Genomic DNA, 19,906 nt, shown 5'->3' with positions numbered 1-19,906 from the left:
CTTACATCATCAATCTAACAAGGTTCATTCCCAATACAATTGGTCTTACTTGCCGGAAGGCTGTGCTTCAGCGGTATACCCGGCTGGAATATCCGTCTCTGCCGTAACTTCCGTGATAACCATCGGATACATCATGTCCGGATCCGGCTGAACGATGGAATACAGCACGATCGCACGTCCATCCTTCTCCAGTTTGACATCATCAATCTTCAAGCCGTAACCAGGATGAGGCATTTCAGCCGTGAGTTTCACCTTGGTTGTTTTGTCATCGACCTTGGTAGAACTCACTTCAGGTACGATGGCTTGCTGGCCTTCCCCCGGAGTCTCTGGAGCTGGCTCAGCTGAGCCGCCATTGCCATGCTTATCCACAAATTCAAGTGCATTGAAGATCATGCTTGCAGCCTCCATACGGGTAAGCGACTGATCTGGACGGAAGTTACCGTCCTTATCCAGTTCAATGATGTTCATGTTCAGCAGGTTCTGGACTGCAGATATGGCGTCCTTACCAATTTTATTTTCGTCCTTAACAAAATTATACTTCATAACGACCGGATAATTCCCGGTTGTGTTGATGCCTTCATGAAGCAAAATAACAAATTGCTCGCGTGTCATCTTGCCTTGTGGATTCAATTCTACCGGAATCGACAGACCATTCTGGGTTGCAGCCTGTACAGCATCTGCATACCAGGTATCCGGGCTAATTTTGTTTTGCGCGGATGCCGCAGCATATTCATTCTTCAATCCAAATGCCTTTACAATCAATTGAACACCCTGCGGCTCGGACAACGCAGCATCCGGACGGAACAGATCCGCCGTTACTCCGCTGACAATCCCTTTGGATTTCAGGGAATCCACAATGGTTTTTTGTCCTTCATCCTGCACGTCTGAAAAGGCGAGTACAGACGCACCTCCTGCCGTCAGAGAAACGCAAAGCGCAAGTGTTGCAGCCAATCCTTTTTTATGTTTCATTTCCTGGCACCTCCTAAGATTAGTAAACCCTATTTTTGACTTCTTCAATCCTACAGACGGGACACCTTCAGAAAATGTTTCAGAGAATTCGACATTAGGGTAATCCTGTGCAAAAAACTACATATACATGTCTGCATGGCCTGCGAATTTTCACTTTCATGCTCTTCTTCCCGGCTTCGTTGACAATGATACGAATTAGCGCAAAAATAAGAAAAGAAGAAATCATTCGTTAACGGATAAATAGCAAACTGGATCGCATAAAGTAAGAGGGCACGACGCGCTAATTATAGGTGTCGGCCCTTTTCTTGCCTCCGTACCTTACCTAACTTCACCCGAACAAAGGAGAACCCGAGATATGTCCAAGACAGGATTGCTTCGAAGCTATGTCGTCTCCAACTGGCCCGTGTATCTGACTGCCGTTGTGCTGATCATTGCCTCCAATGTCGGTCAGGCCTCTTTGCCCCGTATTCTGGGCAGTTTCACGGACCAGCTCATGCAGAATACGCTTCAGATGAATACGGTCATCCGTTACAGCCTGTGGCTTCTGGCCATCGCCATCGCCTACAACCTTCTCTTCGGAACAGGACAGTTCATGATTATGCGACTGGGACGCCGCTTCGAATTCATGACACGCGAACGCATTTTCGGCAAGTTTTCCGAATTGAGCGAGCACTACTTTTCCAAGCAAGGAAACGGAAAACTGCTCAGCTATGTCATGAATGACGTTACCTCCGTGCGCGAAGCCATTTCCAACGGGGTGACGATGATGACAAATGCTACATTTCTGCTGATCTCCTGTATCGTCATGATGCTGCTTAGCGGCATTCCAATGAGCCTTATTCTGATCAGTATCCTTCCCTTGCTGGCCATACCCTTTCTGGTTGTGTTCTTTGGCCCCCGCATCCGCAAGCGTTCTCGCGATGTGCAGGATGCCCTTGCGAACATGACCGAATCTGCGGAAGAGCAGCTCGGCGGAATTCGCGTGACGAAGACGTTCGCCATTGAAGACGGTGCCCGTGCACGATTTGGCGCAACTGTAGATGCCATTAAGGAAAAACAATTGCGACTCGTTCGCCTCTCTTCCCTGTTTCAAGCGCTGCTGCCACTGCTTGGGGCCATCTCGCTCGTTGTTTCCCTGCTTGTCGGCGGTATTCTGACGATGCAAAATTCCATTACACTCGGAAGCTTTGTCGCGTTGACGCTATATTTGCGGATCATTATGGGACCGCTTCAGCAGATTGGCAATGTGATCAATACCATGCAGCGATCGGGAGCGTCCCTTGAACGGGTTAACGATCTGCTGACAGAAAAACCGGATGTCCGGGAAGTCTCCGGGGCCAAAACCCTGAATGCCGTAAATGACATCACCATTGAAGACTTGTCCTTCTCCTACCCGGGGAGCTCAGCTTCTGCTCTTAAGCACATCAGTCTGAAGATTGCCGCAGGACAGACCGTGGGCATTGTGGGCAAGACCGGCTCTGGCAAAAGCACCCTGGTCAAACTGCTGCTTCGTACATATGAACCGCCTGAAGGCACGATTCGTATGAATGGCACAGACATTCGGCAGCTGTCGCTGGAAAGTCTTCGTTCCCGCATTGCCTATGTCCCGCAGGATGGTTTCCTGTTCAGCACCACCATTCGTGACAATATCGTATTCAGTGACCGGGAGGTACCGCTGGACACCGTGGAACGCAGTGCAAGGCAGGCCATGATCTACGACAACATTATTCGCTTCCCGGATCAGTTCGACACCCTGCTCGGCGAACGTGGACTAACATTGTCCGGCGGTCAGCGTCAGCGAACCAGCCTGGCTCGGGGATTGATCAAAAAGGCTCAGATCCTCATTCTCGACGACAGTATGAGTGCCGTTGATGCGGTAACGGAAAGTGGCATCCTGCGCAGCCTGAAGGAAATTGGCAAAGGCAAGACTACCCTGATTATCTCCCATCGCATCAGCGCCGTCCGTCATGCGGATGAAATTATTGTGCTGGATGAGGGACACATCGCTGAACAAGGCACGCACTCGCAATTGATGGCCGCAGAGGGCCTGTATGCTGCGACCTACCGTTTGCAGGAGGAGGGATTGCATCATGAAGGATCATAAGACTGGCGCCCATACCGAAGCGAACCCCGTACCTCATACCTCATCCGGGAACCATACGGGTTCGGGCACAGAGAAAGAACTCAGCAAGCGTTCATCGTTTAAAGCGATGATGAGCTACGCCAAACCTCATCGATTTGCTTTTTTGGGCATCTTTTTATGCTCCTTGCTCGGGATCTCCGCCGATCTGCTCCAGCCATATCTGGTCAAAATCGCTATTGATGATCATCTGGCGATCGGCCAGACCAGCGTGGGATTTCTTATAAAACTGGCTGCCGTCTATCTGGCACTGGCTGTAATCAGCTTTATTTTTACCTATATACAAAACAACCTGCTGCAGCATGTCGGTCAGAACATCGTCTCCCGCATTCGCAAAGATCTCTTTAAGCACATCTCCAAAATGTCCATGTCCTTCTTCGACCGCTTCCATATCGGAAGTCTGGTCACGAATGTGTCCAGCGATACGGAGACAATCAGCAGTTTCTTCACCCAGGTACTGCTCAGTCTGATTCGGGATGGCATGATGCTGGTGCTTATTATCTTCTTCATGTTCCAGCTTGATCCGGTGCTCGCAGGTTACTCGCTGATTGTACTGCCCGTTATCGCCATTGTGGCCATCCTGTTTCGCAGCAAGCTGCGCCAGGCCTATCAAAATGCCCGTACCCGTCTCTCCCGCCTGATTGCTTTTACGGCGGAGAACCTGTCCGGCATGTTTCTGATTCAGGCCTTTCACCAGGAGGAGGAACAGAAGAAACGCTTCACAGAGCAAAACAAGTTACACTTGAAGGCCAACATTACTCAGGCCCGTTCCAATGTTATCTTCAACCGGACGTTTGACATTCTGGGCAATGCCGCCCTGGTGATGATGGTATGGCTTGGCGGACGCGCCGTGCTGGGTGAATCGCTTCAGGTCGGGGTGCTGTATGCGTTTATCAGCTACATCCGCCAGTTCTTCCAGCCGATCAACCAGATTACGATGCAATGGAATACGTTCCAGTCCACTACCGTGTCCATGGATCGGATCTGGAACATTCTGAATACCAAACCCGAGGTCGCAGATCCAAAAGCAGAGACCGCTTCTTCACTAGAGCCCCGGGACGTGATGGGACAAATTGATTTTAACGATGTGTCATTCGGCTACCGGGCAGACCGCCCACTCATTCAGCATCTGAATTTGCACCTCTATCCAGGAGAAATGGTTGGCATTGTGGGTACAACGGGAGCTGGCAAGAGCACGCTGATCTCCCTGCTCAATCGGTTCTACGATGTCAATCAGGGCAGCATTGAAATCGACGGCACGGATATTAGGCAGCTGCCTCAGGCCAAGCTGCACCGTATTGTGGGGCTTATTCAGCAGGAACCCTTTCTGTTCTCAGGCTCCATTATTGACAATGTCCGCATGTTTCGGGAGGATATTACGAGAGAACAGGCAATCGAAGCCTGCCGTTTTGTCGGGGCACACGCCATGATCTCACGACTGCCGCAAGGATACGATACCCGCCTCTCGGAACGAGGTAGCGGTCTGTCTGCCGGGGAACGTCAGTTAATCTCTTTTGCCCGCATTGTGGTATTCCAGCCCCGTATACTCATTCTCGATGAGGCAACCGCCAATCTGGATTCCCATACCGAGCAGCTGGTGCAGCAGGCACTGGAAACGGTATCTCAGGGTCGAACCACGATTGTCATTGCACATCGCCTGTCTACCGTCATGCACGCAGACCGGATTCTGGTCATGGAACATGGCGAAATTGTCGAGGAAGGCTCACATCAGCATCTGATCGAAGCCGAAGGCATCTACGCCGATCTGTACGCCCATGCACGGGAGACCGGTGGTGACACGGCAATTCCGGGGTAATGAATGCCAATAAGTGCCGCCTGCGCTGCAGTGCGGCATGATTTGTTTTTGGAGCAGATGATGATAAGGAGGAGTGGCCTTTGCAACGCGAAACAGCTGAGTTTGGTGATCAGCATTTAGGCTATCGCCGGAGTACTATGCTCTGGAAAAGCGCATTGTGTCTTATATTTTTACTGTTATGTGCAGCTCTACTCTGGATCAATTATGTGGAATACGCGGGGAGATGGCAGACATTGCCCTACACGATTGCTGCCATTATTGGCATGTGGCTCGTGGGTCCACTGTTTTTCATGTTTTTGTCGGGCTTAACCAGACGATCCACCGTGTTATTCTCTTGGAATGATGAAGCACTCGTAACCCAGGGAAGGACCGTTCCTTGGCATAAGATACGTCATATCGAACTTACACCATCCGGGGCCAGCAGTTGGATGTTATCCTCAACTCCCCTGCTCGCCCTGCATCTGAAGGACGGTAAACGGCTTTACATCCGGACTGGCCATTTACTTACCTCCAAGGAACTGCTCCGAGCCGAGATTCTGCTGCAGTTGAACCTGCGCGAAAAGAGGCAGCGAGATACTTGAAGCTTACTTCTCCCATCCATTTCTTGGTTATGCGCGTTATTTACCGTGAAAACGGGTTGTATACCATATAGGAGAATATAAACCTATCTTGAAGGAGTGCAGCTGCAATGAAAATTCAATTGATTCGTCATGCCACCCTGTGGCTTGAATATGCCGGGCTGAATATTCTGGTTGATCCGATGTTGATGGATCCTGAAGAGATGCCTGCCTTTCCCAACACCCCTAATGATCTACGTAATCCGAGAGTTGCCTTGCCAGAAACAGAGACCGATTACACCAATCCGGACTTGGTGATTGTTACCCATACCCACATCGATCACTGGGATGCAGCCGCAGCGGAACGACTCCGCAAGGATGTGCCTTTGCTGTGTCAGCCTGGTGATGAGAACATATTTATCGAAGCCGGTTTTACGAGCGTTCATCCGGTGGATGAGAAATATGAGTTCCATTCCGTGCGTTTTGCACGAACTTCAGGCCAACATGGCACGGGGGAAATCGCGGAGCGGATGGGCAGGGTGTCCGGTTTTGTGCTTGAGGCTGATGCCGAACCCGTATCGTATATTGCCGGAGACACGATCTGGTGCGAAGAACCGGCCGAGGCCATAGAGCGATATCAACCGGAAGTGATCGTTGTGAACGCGGGGGGTGCCCGTTTTACCCAAGGTGACCCAATCACCATGGACGGACCGGATGTAGCTGCAGTGAAACGACATGCACCGGATGCACATGTCATCGCTGTTCATATGGATGCCATTAACCATTGCATGATGACCCGGTTGGATCTCGCCAGTTATCTGGCTTCCGAACAGCAGGACGGACAAGTTCTCATTCCCCGGGATGGCGAAAGTTTCGTATTTGATTCAAAATCGGAGCTGGGTAAAGACCCGTTAAATTGAACAGTAAAAAAGGATGTTCCCGTCACGTCATGACGGAAACATCCTTTTCTTCACTTACACTTATTTTTATTGAATTTTCAAACGAATCACGTTCCAGGAAGCCTTCGCCAGACTTGCAGTAACCAGCGTGCCCGACACTTCTGCCCCGCCGCGGTTATGTGGAGCCACCCGATTCGGCTGTGCAGCCGTATTCACGGCTTTGAGGTCGTCACTTTCCAGTACGATATGCTCCAGCAGGCTGCATTGTCCGAAGCTGCGCAGATCGACTTCAAGCTGAAGAGAATCTTCCAGGTGACGGTTCACGGCAAATACAGTTACTTCACCCTGCTCTTCATTATGCACCGCAATCCCTTCCAGGTACGGTACATCCGTAATTTGTTTCGTATCGTACTTCGCTGATTGAATCAATGGCACAAGTGCTGTTCCACGTCCAAAGACGGAAGCGTGCATAAACGGATAGAAAATGGTCTGCCTCCAGGCAGCACCACCTGTGTCCGTCATGATCGGCGCGATAACGTTGACCAATTGTGCGAGGCAGGCCATCTTCACGCGATCCGCATGCTTAAGCATGCTAATCAGCATACAGCCCACAAGCAGCGCATCTTCATGGTTGTATACATCCTCCAGCTGTGGAGGTGCAATCTGCCACGGATCCAGCTTCCTGTCACTTTCATTGGAATGGTACCACACGTTCCACTCATCGAAAGACAGATACATCGTTTTCTTGCTGCGCTTCTTCGCCTTGATGTAATCACAGGTTGCCATGACGGTCTCAATAAATCGATCCATCTCCAGCGAACGCGCCAGGAACGTAGGAGTGTCATCATCCGCGTTGCCATAATACTGATGAAGTGACAAGTATTCCACATGATCATAGGTATGATCCAGTACGGTTGCTTCCCATTCCGGGAACGTTGGCATACCCAGTGATGAACTTCCGCAGGCAACCAGCTCAATGGTTGGGTCAGTCCATTTCATGACTTTCGCTGCTTCCAGGGCAACCCGTCCATATTCTTCTGCCGTTTTGTGACCGATCTGCCATGGGCCGTCCATCTCGTTACCCAAGCACCAGGTTTTGACCGCATGCGGCTCCTTGTAACCATGCTTGATCCGCAGATCACTATAATATGAACCTTCCGGATGGTTGCTGTACTCCACGATGTTACGGGCTGCATCTACGCCCCGTGTCCCCAAATTGACGGCCATCATGACTTCGGAATTCGCAAGTTTGGACCAATCCACGAACTCGTTGAAACCGAATTCATTGGTCTCAATGGTTCTCCAAGCCAGCTCAAGTCTGCGTTTACGTTCTGCAACGGGTCCTACGGAGTCTTCCCAATTGTAACCGGATACAAAGTTACCCCCAGGATAGCGTACAATCGGCACCTGCAGCTCCTTGACCATCTCCAGCACATCCGTGCGGAATCCCGCTTCGTTCGCAGAGGAATGCCCCGGCTCATAAATACCGCCATATACGGCGCGTCCGAGATGCTCAATGAATGAACCGTATAAACGTTTATCGACTGCACCAATCGTGAAATCCTTGTCTACCGTCATTTTTGCTTTTACCATCGTGAAGTTCAGCTCCTTAAGATTAATAAAAAAATTAATTGATAATCTATGGATCAACGTTCATATTTATATTAAAATCGATTATAACCCTAATTTCAACCTGAATTTTTAAAAATGTTATTCTTTTTGATGGATTTATGTTTAACTTAATTCTATATCCAATAATGGAGGAACCCCATGATTAGAGCAAATACGGATGCCGAATGGCTGCCCTTATACGAAGCACTTGCCAGTGAAGTGCGCTTGCAGATTATACGACTTGTTGCCGAGAATCCGATGAACGTAAAAGATATCGCCGCCTCACTTGGACTAAGCAGTGCCATCGTAACGATGCACGTTCGCAAGCTGCAGGATGTCGGCATCATTCAATCCAAGATGGTCCGCAAGGACGGCGGTACCCACAAAATGAACAGCCTTGCGATCGACTGGATCGGCATCTCCATGCCGCAGGATACCGGTATGTCGAACAAGGTGCATGAGGTTGCTGTACCCGTCGGGCATTATACCCATTTTGACGTTTATCCCACCTGCGGCCTGGCTACAGTCAATCATGTGATCGGGCAATATGATGACCCGCGGTACTTCCTGGATCCCGAGCGGATGCACGCCAATATTCTCTGGTTCGGACGTGGATTTGTGGAATACAAAATTCCAAACTACCTCTTACCGGGACAGCAGATCAACTCGATTGAATTATCGCTGGAGATCGGTTCAGAGGCGCCTTCGGTCAATCCCAATTGGCCCTCGGATATTACCTTTATGCTCAACGGAATACAGGTCGGTGAATGGACTAGCCCAGGTGATTCAGGGAATGGCCGCGGCGTATTCACGCCTGACTGGTGGAGTGAAAGTGTCAATCAGTATGGCATGCTGAAAGTGCTTCGGATCACGCAGGAAGGTACGTTTATTGATGGGCAGCGTGTCTCTGAAGTAACACTCTCGGATATTCCGGTCGAGCGCAATCAATGGACATTGCGATTGTCGGTAGAAGAAGATGCCCAGCATGTAGGAGGTCTTACCTTATACGGTGAGGGATTCGGCAACTATAATCAGGATATACTGTTCCGTCTCTACTACCAGGATTAGAGGCTTGAAAAGAAAAACCAAAAAACCTTCCATCTGCCTGTTCGGCGATGATGGAAGGCCTTTTTTTGCTGTATCCAGTTTTCCGTCACTCAGTTCATTCGAATTCAAAGTGAGCCTGGAACTATCAATAATAACTAGCTTTACAGTGCACTTCCGCCATAGAGGAAGCGATGTTCCCAGTGCTTGCCCGAGATGTCACTGGTCGTTACTCCGCCACCAGCATTGGAATAGGTGTGCAGTATTTTTCCGTCGCCAAGATAGATTCCGACATGCGTAATTCTTGCCGTAGACTTGTTCACCCCAGCATAAGAGGAAGCTTTCGTGCCTTTATACGACATAAAGAACATCAAATCCCCACGCTTGAGTTTTTTCCAATCCGTCTGAACGTTACCTTTGCCTTTTACATAAGTCCCCTGCTGACGTGAATCTGCAGGAAGCTTGATCCCAAGGGCATCAATAAATGCCTGGCGAACAAAGCTGGAGCAGTCGAACGTAGCAGTACTGTTTCTGCTCGCTCCGAACTCATAAGGCGTGCCCCAATATTTCATGCCAGCAGCAATAACTTTCTCCACAGCTGCGCTGCCTGTTACAGAAGTGCTGCTGGAACCCGATGTCGTTGTGCTGCCGCTAACGGCTTTGGTGTATTTAGATGAAGAGGATATGTATCCTGTCCGGTTGCTGGAATCTTTTACTTTATACCATGCGGATCCAGATTGTTGAAGTACGGTAATGGTCTCCCCTTTACCCACCATACGAACAACACTCGCAGAAGAAGATGGTGAAGTACGCATGTTAACTCCCCAGATCACTTTCAGTTTGGCATTTTCGGCCGTTGCTGCAGATACCGGTGCCGTTAGTGCTCCTGTCGTCAGACTTCCCATCAGCATCGTTGCTGTTAGACTCGCGGTAATAATTTTACTTTTCCAGTTCATGATGTCGTGTTCCCCCTGATGTTACAGAATTTTAACCTGGCTTCGTTCTCTCCGGGCTTGCCCCATTGTAAACGGGCTGTCCATCGTGATCATCAGACTAAAGTCCTGTATTCATCTCAGGCCATTTGAGCACTAAGAATCAGGAATGAAACCGCCATCCACATGAAAAACAGCAGGAATATGAAGTGTTTTCTAAAGGTTAAAATATTGTAACTATTTGATACCACTTCGTTTCCAGCTGTTACGGATAGGTTATTTCAACTAAACCAGTATATAGGTCCATATACCCACCACCACATTTGCAAATTCCATAAGTGGTAAACATTACTACGTCTAAAATCAGCAAAAACTGCCGCTTTATTGATTCAAATTCCTAAAAGCTGCTTCAGGAATTCCTTCCCTTCTCGAAAAATAGATAGGTCCATATTGCTTTAGAGCAAAAAAAGACGGTCACTCATGACGCAGGTCTGCGCGCATGAAGTAACCGTCTCTGATATTTTCTATACTTTGAATTTGTTGATCTGTTCTTGCAATTCTTCTGCCATTTTGGAGAGAGAACCAGCCGATGACGCAATCTCTTCCATGGAAGCCAGCTGTTCTTCAGTTGCTGCAGATACATTGTGTACCCCGCCTGATGCTTCTTCAGCAATATTCGAGATTTGATCCACATATCGAACCACTTCATCCGTACTTGCTGACATTTCTTCGGATCCGGCAGATACTTCCTGAATTTCACCAGCGACCTTGTTCACTGCTTCTGAGATTTGCTCAAAGGCTTGTCCTGCCGCAGTTACCATCTCTATTCCGGCTTCTGTTTCACTGCTGTTCACTTTTACTGCCTGTACCGCATGGTTCGTGTCATTCTGAATGAGCTGCACCAGGTCCGTAATTTTCTGTGCGGACTCCGATGATTCTTCGGCCAATTTACGAACTTCTCCGGCAACAACGGCGAAACCTCGTCCGTGCTCCCCTGCACGTGCGGCCTCAATCGCAGCATTCAATGCGAGAAGGTTGGTTTGACGGGCGATATTGTTGATGACCTCCGTGATGCTGCCAATCTCTGCAGAACGTTCTCCAAGCCCGGTTACGAGCTCTGTAAGTGAAGCAATGGACGTACGCACCGATCCCATTTGATCCACAGCCTGCTGGATAATCATATTCCCTTCAGCCGATTGATTCGCTGCATCTACAGCCGATACGGATACGCTCTGAGCAAGCTCTGCAATCTGCTCTGAACCAATGGCCATTTCGCTCATCGCCTGGGAAGAACGTTTCACAATATTCACCTGGTCAGATGTGCCCACAGCCAGCTGCTCCACAGTTGCGGATATTTGCTCCGATGCTTGCGTATTTTGCTCGGCACTCGCCAGCAGTTCTTCGGAAGAAGCAGCTACCTGCTCGGAAGTCACGGAAACGGACTGAATCATTGCACGTAAGTTGCCCGTCATGGTATTGAAGGAAGCAGCCAGCGTGCCAAGCTCATCCTTGTTTTTCAGCGTGATCGTTTCGCCCGTTAGATCACCGTTTGCAATTAGCATCGCCGATTCGTTCATCTTCTGAATAGGTCTCGAAATGATGCTTGCAATGAAGAAAGCAATAAAGAGTGCAATCAGGAAAGCAATAATTGTTACCACCAAAATAATGATAAATGCTCTGTTTGCTTCGTTCAATGAATCAGCTGTGGCTTGCCCTGCTAATTCATTACTCATCGTAATCAGCTGAGCAATGGTATCATTGGCTGTGAACCACAGCGGATATGCTTCATTATGCAGCCTGCTGGCTTCAACATAGTTGTTAGCCATGCCCAGCTCGATAAAAGCAGGCATTTTGGCCAAATAGGCATCATAGTTGGTGCTGAACGTATCATACAGTGCCATTGCTTCGTCACTGCCCTTAACAAGGTCAAGCAGCTGTTTGCTCTCATCCTCAATCTTGACTTGCAGCTGCTCCAAAGCCTCATTCATCTTCGCGATTTCACTTTCATCCGTCTCGACAATGACTGCAAGAGCCAGACGCTCCACATCCGAGACGTCGCCATTCATCATGCCCAACAGACTGACGCTCGGCATCCACGTCTGATCGATCTCTTCAGAAGTATTGGACATATCATAGATCTGAATCAAGGCATAGCTGCTTACGAAGGCAAGCAATGCGACTACAATCATAAATCCCGTCAACAATTTCATGCGAATCGTCAACTTCAATTTCCCCAACGCGTTTCCCCGCGTGCTTTTCATATTCCCCACTCCCAACTTGGCCATAAACCAATACGTATGAATAGTATATCGACATCTATCGACATGAATTGTAGATATTCCAAATTTAATTTTCATCAATTTCATGTAACTTCGTCCTAAAAACAAAAAAGCCTCAAGTCTTTGGCACAGCCAAAACTCAAGACTTCAAAGTATATATCCCCCAATCCTTGTCCCCACATCATAAGCGCTATTCTAACGGAAAACTCTCCGATGGATATGGATAAAGAAATCAGGAACCGACTTCGTATAGTTACGCGTCGCGATCAGAATGACACTGACCAGACTGCCCAGAATAAATCCGCCAAGAATATCTCCCGGATAATGCACACCTACATATACACGCGATACCCCAGTCAGCACGGCAAGCAGCAGCATCCACCATCCGAAACGACGTCCGATGAAAAATGAAGCGGCAGCAAGGGCAAAGACAAATGAAGCATGCTTGCTTGGAAAAGATGGATCCGGTACATGCGGCACCAGCTGATGTACATTCCCTTCCACAAAGGGTCTTGGATGACCAACGGCTGGAGAAATGCCCCATTTGGCAAGAACAAGAGCCACAATAGATGCTACACATGCATAAAAGACAATACGCTGCTTGGCCGGATTACCCAGGAACCAGACAATAACCAGAAGGGCAATCATAATCCACACGGCATATTCTGCTGAAGTGATCATAAACCAGTCCAGAAGCGGTACCCGGTCCGCAAATTGGTTGATCCAGTTAAAAACAGATTGATTCATAATTGCGTTCATACCTCCATGACATAAAACGTGATTCGTTTTTACACTATAATACCGACCAACGATTTGTCAAACAATGCAACCGATGACCGAATATTCGAAATCAAAGGGGACATTTTCCTTACTTTTTGTTAAAATAGTCTGGGTTACATATCAGTTCAACAATAGAAAGGTGAAGATTATGCTTAAAAAATGGTTATGGGGGACAACCCTAACCCTGGCACTTGCCGTAACAGGTGTCCTCGTATATTACGGATATTCCATTGTACATTTTGCCAATAGCATCTCAATCGCTTCAGGTACTTCCTCATCGTCTACATCCAATCCTCAGACAGACCTTGGTACGGACACTACAACAACACCAATTCCCAAGTGGGAAGGCAAGGAACGCGTAAACATCCTGCTTCTCGGGGGTGACTCCAGAGGTGATGATGCCGGGCGCTCCGATTCGGTCATGGTGGCTTCCATTGATCCGGTGTCCAAACGAGCGCATTTATTCTCTGTCCTGCGAGATACATATGTGGAAATACCCGGACATGGCAAAAGCCGGCTTAACGCAGCTTTTTCATACGGAGGCGCTGAATTGACCAAACAAACGGTAAGCAATCTGCTCGGCATTCCGATTCAGCATTACGTATACACGGACTTCATCGGCTTTATGGCTCTTGTCGATGCCGTAGGCGGCATTGATATTGATGTGGAAAAAGACATGTACTACACCAGTAAAGCTGACAAACATATGTATGACATTGATCTCAAAAAAGGACTTCAGCACATGGACGGGAAAACGGCTCTCCAATATGTTCGTTTTCGGCATGATGCCACATCGGACTTCACGCGCACCGAACGGCAGCGAATTTTCATGACCGAGCTTGCCAAGAAGCTGCAAAGCACTACCTCCCTCTTCAAAATTCCAGAGATCCTGGAGGCGGTTGCCCCTTATATCGAAACAGACCTCAGCCCTACGCAGATGCTGAAGCTGGCCTCGCTCGGGTTTGATATTAATGTCAATGAAGTGGACAAACAGCAGATTCCACCTAATAAATTGTTAACCAACGAGCTTGCAGGTTCTGCCCAGGTTCTGGGCGTGGACAAAAATAAACTCCAGGCATTCATTCAAAATCTGTTCGAGGAAGATGCTCAGGCAGAGCAACGATAAATAGAAAAGCGGCGGCCTTTTGGACCGCCGTTTTTTTATCCTTTTTTCACCATTTAATCTCCTCTTAATGTTGAGATAGTACCCTTTAATGATGTTGTGTATTGGAAGGAGGCGGGCCATCTTGGGTAAACCGCGTATAGAAGAGTGGACGCAGCTGCGCGGGATCGCGTTTCTCGCCATCGTCATGCAGCATAATATTGCGGAATACATCTATCGTTCAGATATTGAACAGCCGGATTCCGTCATGCTGACCATGATCTATCATCTCACCCGGTTCGGAACGCCGACCTTTGTCTTTTTGTCCGGTGTGATGCTTTTTTATCATCATCGTCAGGTCAAGCCGGAATACCGTCCATTTATCCGAAAACGATTTGGTGATATTTATGTTCCTTTTGTTCTCTGGACACTGATCTACTGGCTGTCTGTTCGCATGTTCACACCTGCATTTTGGCTCTCGGGCACGCCTGATGTACGCAGCCTAATCCGCGAGCTTTTCATCCCTCAGACAGGATATCATCTCTGGTTTGTCATCATGATTTTTCAGTTTTATGTGTTATTTCCCTTGTTCCGGCTCGGGGTTCAATTCGTGAACAGCCAGCTTACCAAAATCACCAGAATAACGCGCATGCATTCCGTTCTATTGCTTGTTCTGCTTGCAGCGGGAATGTATAGCTTGCTGATGAAGTGGTCCTATTACGACATGGCCAGCTGGACAGCGGCACTTGCGAAGCCCTGGTCGACATTGCTGGAGTATCGTTCCTATTCCTGGGTGATGTACTGGTTCTACTTTTTACTTGGGGCAGTTTGCGCTTGGGCTGTAGACACTTGGAGAAACTGGACCATTCGTGCACTCCCATGGATGATCAGTCTTTTCATTGGCATGTACTTCTGGCTGGGTTACGATGTGCTCAGAGGTTCTGGGGATGTTGTTAATCTTAATATATCGACATATCTGAAGCCGACAACGTTCATTATTATTATGGCGCAGATGTTCATGTTATATGGATTCCTTGTCCTATTACGAGGTAAAACAACGAAGTTTCTGGGCGCGCTCACCTGGATCGGCCGCTATTCGTTCGGGGGATATCTTGTGCATGCTCTGATTATTTATGCGATCGCCTACTTCACCAGACCACTCCAGCTTGGCGGCTGGCATCTGCCCGTAACCTTGCTGTCATTTCTGGTGACAACTGCCACAGCGCTGGCCATTAGCTATGGACTATCCCGGTTACCAGGTTCCCGGTATACGGTTGGTTTACAGCGTAAGCGGAGCCGAAACTCGTCTGTTCAAAGCTCCGATCCTGTAGAGCCTCGGCTTAAAGCCGGATCAGTTACACCGCTGAGTGCAAGTGCAGGCCATTCTTCCGAAACAAGCTAGAAGAGCTGATCACTTAGCTAGTAAAAGTAAACCTCAGTCAACCTCGTTATACACCTATGTTGACGAGAAACAGGGCGCCTGTCTTCCGAGGAAGACCAGGCGCCCTGCATATACATACATTAATCTGACTCGGTCGAAGCCGGGTGCCCCGGTGCATGCTCCCGTGGAATCGGATGTGCCCCGCCCTTATGGTTCACGAGCCGCTGCAAATCCCCTGTTAATTGCTCCTTCAGCTTGTCAATAAGCTGTGTTTCACTAATTCCATGTGCTTTAGCAACTTCAGCAAGAGACTTTCCACTTTTCAACTGCTCATGAAGCTGTTCCGGCGTAATGCCGATAAATTGAGCAATCGCCTTGTGGTTCAAGGAAGCATGTTTTCTACCATGACCTGCAAACTCCCTACGCAGCTCTCTGAGGGGAGTATTGATCACCTTTTTCAACTTTTCATCCATGCCAGCCTTGGCTGCCGAGACCTGCTCCTTGGTTAGGCAGCCTTCTGCAGCAGCTTGATCCAGACGTTTCACAAGGGATGGTTTGAGCTTCTGTAACAGCTGCTCTTCGCTTAGACCTTTGCGCTCCTTGGCAATCTGGCTCAATGTCTTGCCTAGCTCCATCTGCTCCTTCAGATCTCGGAGTCCAATGCCGAGCAGATCGGCTGTTTCACCAATCATAAATAATCCATGGCTTGCCTGCATACATGGTTGTTTGTCAAGCTGGGAAGCTGCCGGAGTTGTCATTGCGGTGCTGTCAGGCTTTTCTGCCGCACTGGCTGAGGCAGCATTTCCCGTTGCTGCTAATATGAGCATGGCTGCCAAACTGCTTACAAGCCATGTTTTCCATAGGTGCTTCATATTTATTTTCCGCCTTTCGTATGTCGAAATACTGTGGTCTACACCTAGTTTGAGCCTAATCCACCCGTTTTTATCCCATAAAAATACAAAAAGTCATCAAATATTTCACAATTCATCACAAAAGATCCTATTTTTTTCAATTCATATCCGCTATACTGGGTATAACTCCATGATCTAGTCGAATAGTCCTTAATTATTTTATTGCGGGAAGGGCGTAAACAAACGATGCGGAGAGAATGGCTTGATCCGTTTAGATCCGATTTGGAGGTGGTGTTCGCTGCTGCCGAGCAGCTGGTTCAGAACTATCCTGAATCCCTGTCAGAACATGCACTGAAACAACTTCACTCAATTAATCCCCTGTTGCGCGATTCAGGTCACAGCTATATTGGCTACATTATTCCGCTCTGGATGCAGATTTCAGACGGACTCCCCCCACAGACTGCACACAAGTTAAGCACGGCCTGTCTAATTCATATGTTGTATTTTCTCAATCAGGATGAAGTGATGGATGAACGTCCTGACGACAGCACCTTGAAGTTATCCTTGGGTAATTTATACTACATGGATGCTTTAAGTATCTACTCGGATTTATTTAGCCCGTCTTCCCTGTTTTGGACGTATTTCAGACAATATGTAACGGACTGGGCTGTTAGTGTTAACGGCGAGAAGTCGCTGGATTACTTCAAAGAAAACCCGCTTTTGATCACCCAAAAGGCTGCTCCCCTTCAACTTGGAGCTGCAGGTGCTCTTCTTTTACTTGAACAAAAAGACCGAATTGTTGCTGTATGTTCTGCTGTTAACATCGCACTCATGACCCTCCAGATGACAGACGATTTCAATGACATGGATCAAGATGCTGCGCAGGGAAATTATAATAGTTTCCTTTCTCATATTTCTTCTGCTCTACAACTAACTTATCCTGAACAGCCGCTAAGCGAGCGTATCCGGGATAATATGTACAGCACATCAATCATGAACTCTTATGTAGACATTGCTTACCGATATCATGACATATTGGCATCTTCTAACTCAGGAATTCCGCACCTTTTGTCCTTTAATACGCATTTATGCCAAACACTTGTACAAGCTGTCGAGGCAATCAAGCAGCATAAAAAAATGCTTCATCAAGGCGGGTTTCATTACTGGATCAGTGAACATGCCTTAAACCCACAAGGGAAGTCATGAAACTGTGACAGTTCATATTCTATATTAAGAAGGGATTGTTGAACGATGATGGTATCTGAGAGAACAATGCATGAGGATATTATTGAAAAGGCATGGACCGATGAACATTTCAGACAGCAGCTGCATTCCAATCCAAAACAGGCACTTCGCGATGCATTCGGTATTGATATTCCGGACAACGTCAAGATCCGTACAGTAGAAGAACAGCAGAACGATTATGTTCTTGTCATTCCGCCCAATCCCTCCAAAGTGAATTATGACGTGAATTGCGGACCTTGGAGAACCTAAACACCCAACTTAACGGCTCTGGGCCAACATTACAGGTAAAGGGGTAGAGAACGAAAAAGCTGTCTATCTTCTGCCAGTCCGTCAATCGACGAACTCGGCAAAAGATACGACAGCTTCCGTTCCTACCCCTTTTGTGCTTGTAAATGAGATCTCGCCATGCATCGCTTCCACAATTCGGAAGGTTACCATCATGCCAAGCCCTGTTCCCTTGATCTTGTTGGAGAAGTAGGGCTCTCCCAGGCGGACCAAAGCTTCCTCATCCATGCCTTCCCCATTATCCCTCACGTGTACTTTAATCATTCCATCCTGGGCATAGGCCCATATATCAATCTGGCCTTGACCCTGCAAAGCTTCAATACTGTTTTTAATAATATTAATAAAGGCCTGTTTGAACTTGGAAGAGTTGCCTCGAATCCAGAGATCTGGCGGGATATCGGTCGTTATTTTGCCGCCCTCCAGATTGGCCATCGGCACCAGAATCCCTTCTATATGCGTAAACTCATCAGCAATATTCAGAGAAGCAATATGATCGAATTCCGGTTTGGCAAACGTCAGAAAGTCCGTAATGATCCCTGATGCTCGGTCAAGCTCCTCAAGGGCAATTCGCACATACCCCTTGTTTTTGTTGTCTTCCTGTTCGGTCATCAGCTGTAGGAATCCTCTGGTCACCTGTAGAGGATTGCGAACTTCATGTGCAACTGAAGCGGCCAGTTCACTAATAATCTCCATCTTCTCGGATCGCTGCAATTCATTGTTGAACAGCTCCAGTTCCTTGGAGTACTCAATGACCTGTCTATGCTTCTCCGCAAAACGACTGCCCAGAATGGCAATAAGCGCTATGATAAAAGCAACCATCGACCACTTCCACCATATGAGATGATACGTGCCATTCCGCTGGTAGTACCATAACAACTCAGCTACACTGATGAGCGCAAACGTACTGTATCCTGCAGCCAGCAGTATTGCTTCCTTGTTTCTTCTTAGTGCCTGGGATATGGTGCCTATCATCAGTAATGTCAGCAGGATTACCAAAATGACGCCGATTGCCTTTTGAACCAGAAATACATAAAGTACGTCCCATTGACCGCTCGAGATGAAATACACGAGCAGTGCGATGATTGCAATACCGGAATACACGAGCTGAAATTTTCTTAACTTCGTGAAGATCCCATAAGGCCCCGCCCCAATAATCTGTTCGAAAAAATAACATAGTGCAGGCATTCCCGCCAGCATCGCCATATCGAACAATATGGAGTACAGATCGCCGTAAATCTGGTAGAACGTATACAGAAATTGTGAATACGTAATGATCATCGTTCCGATGGAACCCATGACAACACATAGTGAGATCCATAATCCCTTATGGAATTTGCCAAAGAAGAATGTGCAGCTGAGCATGGTCATGGCTGTAAACAGAAAGGTTGCCCCTAAGATGACATCCAACAAGCCATTATGAATATATCTCTCTTGCAGATTGGTGTATCTGCCTACCTCCACCGTCCCGAAGATTCCGAGTCGGCCGTTGGTATTTTCAGTCCATATATACAGCTGCTCACCTGAATTTTCGATAGATAGGGGCAGCAGTGCCGCATTGTTGTCATAGTTATAATGATAGTTCTCATACACCTTGCGATCCTTAAGATAGATCACAATATGTTGACCTTTAATATTTTCAAAACGAATGGCAGAATTATCCTCACTCAGTTGCGGAATGGTCAAGCGAGTCCATAGTGACTCCGTAGAAGGATTTACCGTAGTGTAATCCGGCTTCTCCAGCCCTTGCCGCTCCCAGACTTCATCAGGTCTTCCCACTTCGCTGATAAACCCCTGATCGTGTTCATTTCCCCATTTTACTTCCCATGTCGTAATGGGGACAGGACTGTTATCTTCCTGTACACCTGCCGCGCCTACTCCCTGCGGCCAATACATGATGAATAACAGGCTGATCCATAGGACGATGATAGCTTTGGGCACATTTTTCATTCACAGCACCTCAAAGTTCATATTTTGAGCATTTAGCAATATTCGAATGATGCAAAATGCTGCATCTA

The 19,906-nt window shown here is 47.9% G+C and carries 16 protein-coding genes; 9 read left to right on the top strand and 7 right to left on the bottom strand.

Translation table 11 applies throughout. From position 1 onward, the window contains the following. Positions 1 to 45: 45 nt before the first annotated feature. Positions 46 to 969 carry an S-layer homology domain-containing protein gene (locus tag PIL01S_RS14225; protein WP_127538063.1) on the bottom strand — a complete coding sequence of 308 codons (924 nt, stop codon included), beginning with the start codon at positions 967 to 969 and terminating at the stop codon, positions 46 to 48. A gap of 355 nt (positions 970 to 1,324) precedes the next feature. Here PIL01S_RS14225 and PIL01S_RS14220 point away from each other — a divergent pair, with 355 nt between their 5' ends. The 4 genes from PIL01S_RS14220 (at position 1,325) to PIL01S_RS14205 (ending at position 6,402) form a co-directional block, all read left to right on the top strand. Next, complete coding sequence (locus tag PIL01S_RS14220) at positions 1,325 to 3,073, top strand: ABC transporter ATP-binding protein (RefSeq protein WP_127538062.1); 1,749 nt, start codon at positions 1,325 to 1,327, stop codon at positions 3,071 to 3,073. Between the two features lie 106 nt (positions 3,074 to 3,179). Beyond that, positions 3,180 to 4,925 carry an ABC transporter ATP-binding protein gene (locus PIL01S_RS14215; RefSeq protein ID WP_127538286.1) on the top strand — a complete coding sequence of 582 codons (1,746 nt, stop codon included), beginning with the start codon at positions 3,180 to 3,182 and terminating at the stop codon, positions 4,923 to 4,925. Positions 4,926 to 5,005: 80 nt separating this feature from the next. Beyond that, positions 5,006 to 5,506: a DUF5381 family protein gene (locus tag PIL01S_RS14210; RefSeq protein WP_127538061.1), complete on the top strand. Its 501-nt coding sequence runs from the start codon at positions 5,006 to 5,008 to the stop codon at positions 5,504 to 5,506. Positions 5,507 to 5,613: 107 nt separating this feature from the next. Beyond that, positions 5,614 to 6,402 carry an MBL fold metallo-hydrolase gene (locus PIL01S_RS14205; protein ID WP_127538060.1) on the top strand — a complete coding sequence of 263 codons (789 nt, stop codon included), beginning with the start codon at positions 5,614 to 5,616 and terminating at the stop codon, positions 6,400 to 6,402. Positions 6,403 to 6,468: 66 nt separating this feature from the next. Here PIL01S_RS14205 and arfA read toward each other — a convergent pair whose 3' ends face one another. Further along, positions 6,469 to 7,974, bottom strand: a complete 1,506-nt coding sequence (gene arfA, locus PIL01S_RS14200) for an arabinosylfuranosidase ArfA (RefSeq protein ID WP_095288907.1) — start codon at positions 7,972 to 7,974, stop codon at positions 6,469 to 6,471. Between the two features lie 177 nt (positions 7,975 to 8,151). Between arfA and PIL01S_RS14195 the strand changes: the two genes are divergently transcribed. Next, positions 8,152 to 9,060 carry an ArsR/SmtB family transcription factor gene (locus tag PIL01S_RS14195; RefSeq protein ID WP_127538059.1) on the top strand — a complete coding sequence of 303 codons (909 nt, stop codon included), beginning with the start codon at positions 8,152 to 8,154 and terminating at the stop codon, positions 9,058 to 9,060. A 140-nt stretch (positions 9,061 to 9,200) separates the two neighbouring features. On the opposite strand, the gene PIL01S_RS14190 is transcribed toward PIL01S_RS14195, so the two are convergent. The 3 genes from PIL01S_RS14190 to PIL01S_RS14180 form a co-directional block, all read right to left on the bottom strand. After that, the gene (locus tag PIL01S_RS14190; protein ID WP_127538058.1) at positions 9,201 to 9,992 is read right to left on the bottom strand and encodes a C40 family peptidase; all 792 of its coding nucleotides are present in this window, start codon (positions 9,990 to 9,992) and stop codon (positions 9,201 to 9,203) included. 500 nt (positions 9,993 to 10,492) lie between these two features. Continuing rightward, entirely contained in the window at positions 10,493 to 12,229 is a 1,737-nt protein-coding gene (locus tag PIL01S_RS14185; RefSeq protein WP_246058269.1) for a methyl-accepting chemotaxis protein, read from the bottom strand. A 213-nt stretch (positions 12,230 to 12,442) separates the two neighbouring features. Continuing rightward, positions 12,443 to 12,994 carry an undecaprenyl-diphosphatase gene (locus tag PIL01S_RS14180; protein ID WP_164764232.1) on the bottom strand — a complete coding sequence of 184 codons (552 nt, stop codon included), beginning with the start codon at positions 12,992 to 12,994 and terminating at the stop codon, positions 12,443 to 12,445. Between the two features lie 181 nt (positions 12,995 to 13,175). Between PIL01S_RS14180 and PIL01S_RS14175 the strand changes: the two genes are divergently transcribed. Both PIL01S_RS14175 and PIL01S_RS14170 read left to right on the top strand, forming a co-directional pair. Continuing rightward, entirely contained in the window at positions 13,176 to 14,153 is a 978-nt protein-coding gene (locus PIL01S_RS14175) for an LCP family protein (protein WP_127538056.1), read from the top strand. Positions 14,154 to 14,274: 121 nt separating this feature from the next. Continuing rightward, the gene (locus PIL01S_RS14170) at positions 14,275 to 15,531 is read left to right on the top strand and encodes an acyltransferase (RefSeq protein ID WP_127538055.1); all 1,257 of its coding nucleotides are present in this window, start codon (positions 14,275 to 14,277) and stop codon (positions 15,529 to 15,531) included. Positions 15,532 to 15,650: 119 nt separating this feature from the next. Here PIL01S_RS14170 and PIL01S_RS14165 read toward each other — a convergent pair whose 3' ends face one another. Further along, the gene (locus tag PIL01S_RS14165; protein WP_127538054.1) at positions 15,651 to 16,382 is read right to left on the bottom strand and encodes a hypothetical protein; all 732 of its coding nucleotides are present in this window, start codon (positions 16,380 to 16,382) and stop codon (positions 15,651 to 15,653) included. A gap of 225 nt (positions 16,383 to 16,607) precedes the next feature. Here PIL01S_RS14165 and PIL01S_RS14160 point away from each other — a divergent pair, with 225 nt between their 5' ends. Next, a complete protein-coding gene (locus tag PIL01S_RS14160) occupies positions 16,608 to 17,567 on the top strand; it encodes a hypothetical protein (protein ID WP_127538053.1) in 960 nt (319 codons plus the stop codon). 45 nt (positions 17,568 to 17,612) lie between these two features. Continuing rightward, on the top strand, positions 17,613 to 17,855 hold the full coding sequence (locus tag PIL01S_RS14155) for an NHLP leader peptide family RiPP precursor (RefSeq protein WP_095288899.1): 243 nt from the start codon (positions 17,613 to 17,615) through the stop codon (positions 17,853 to 17,855). An 81-nt stretch (positions 17,856 to 17,936) separates the two neighbouring features. Here PIL01S_RS14155 and PIL01S_RS14150 read toward each other — a convergent pair whose 3' ends face one another. Beyond that, positions 17,937 to 19,838 carry a sensor histidine kinase gene (locus PIL01S_RS14150; RefSeq protein ID WP_127538052.1) on the bottom strand — a complete coding sequence of 634 codons (1,902 nt, stop codon included), beginning with the start codon at positions 19,836 to 19,838 and terminating at the stop codon, positions 17,937 to 17,939. Positions 19,839 to 19,906: the final 68 nt, after the last annotated feature.

Source organism: Paenibacillus illinoisensis NBRC 15959 (assembly GCF_004000925.1).
Lineage (GTDB): Bacteria > Bacillota > Bacilli > Paenibacillales > Paenibacillaceae > Paenibacillus > Paenibacillus illinoisensis.
This window is presented reverse-complemented; position numbering and strand designations above follow the sequence as displayed.

Excerpts from the sequence above, each read along its gene's own strand:
- PIL01S_RS14205 (WP_127538060.1), top strand. The coding sequence starts at position 5,614 with ATGAAAATTCAATTGATTCGTCATGCCACCCTGTGGCTTGAATATGCC.
- PIL01S_RS14180 (WP_164764232.1), bottom strand. The coding sequence starts at position 12,994 with ATGAATCAATCTGTTTTTAACTGGATCAACCAATTTGCGGACCGGGTA.
- PIL01S_RS14225 (WP_127538063.1), bottom strand. The coding sequence starts at position 969 with ATGAAACATAAAAAAGGATTGGCTGCAACACTTGCGCTTTGCGTTTCT.
- PIL01S_RS14195 (WP_127538059.1), top strand. The coding sequence starts at position 8,152 with ATGATTAGAGCAAATACGGATGCCGAATGGCTGCCCTTATACGAAGCA.
- PIL01S_RS14220 (WP_127538062.1), top strand. The coding sequence starts at position 1,325 with ATGTCCAAGACAGGATTGCTTCGAAGCTATGTCGTCTCCAACTGGCCC.
- PIL01S_RS14160 (WP_127538053.1), top strand. The coding sequence starts at position 16,608 with ATGCGGAGAGAATGGCTTGATCCGTTTAGATCCGATTTGGAGGTGGTG.
- PIL01S_RS14165 (WP_127538054.1), bottom strand. The coding sequence starts at position 16,382 with ATGAAGCACCTATGGAAAACATGGCTTGTAAGCAGTTTGGCAGCCATG.
- PIL01S_RS14190 (WP_127538058.1), bottom strand. The coding sequence starts at position 9,992 with ATGAACTGGAAAAGTAAAATTATTACCGCGAGTCTAACAGCAACGATG.
- PIL01S_RS14185 (WP_246058269.1), bottom strand. The coding sequence starts at position 12,229 with ATGAAAAGCACGCGGGGAAACGCGTTGGGGAAATTGAAGTTGACGATT.
- PIL01S_RS14155 (WP_095288899.1), top strand. The coding sequence starts at position 17,613 with ATGATGGTATCTGAGAGAACAATGCATGAGGATATTATTGAAAAGGCA.
- PIL01S_RS14150 (WP_127538052.1), bottom strand. The coding sequence starts at position 19,838 with ATGAAAAATGTGCCCAAAGCTATCATCGTCCTATGGATCAGCCTGTTA.
- arfA (WP_095288907.1), bottom strand. The coding sequence starts at position 7,974 with ATGGTAAAAGCAAAAATGACGGTAGACAAGGATTTCACGATTGGTGCA.
- PIL01S_RS14215 (WP_127538286.1), top strand. The coding sequence starts at position 3,180 with ATGATGAGCTACGCCAAACCTCATCGATTTGCTTTTTTGGGCATCTTT.
- PIL01S_RS14175 (WP_127538056.1), top strand. The coding sequence starts at position 13,176 with ATGCTTAAAAAATGGTTATGGGGGACAACCCTAACCCTGGCACTTGCC.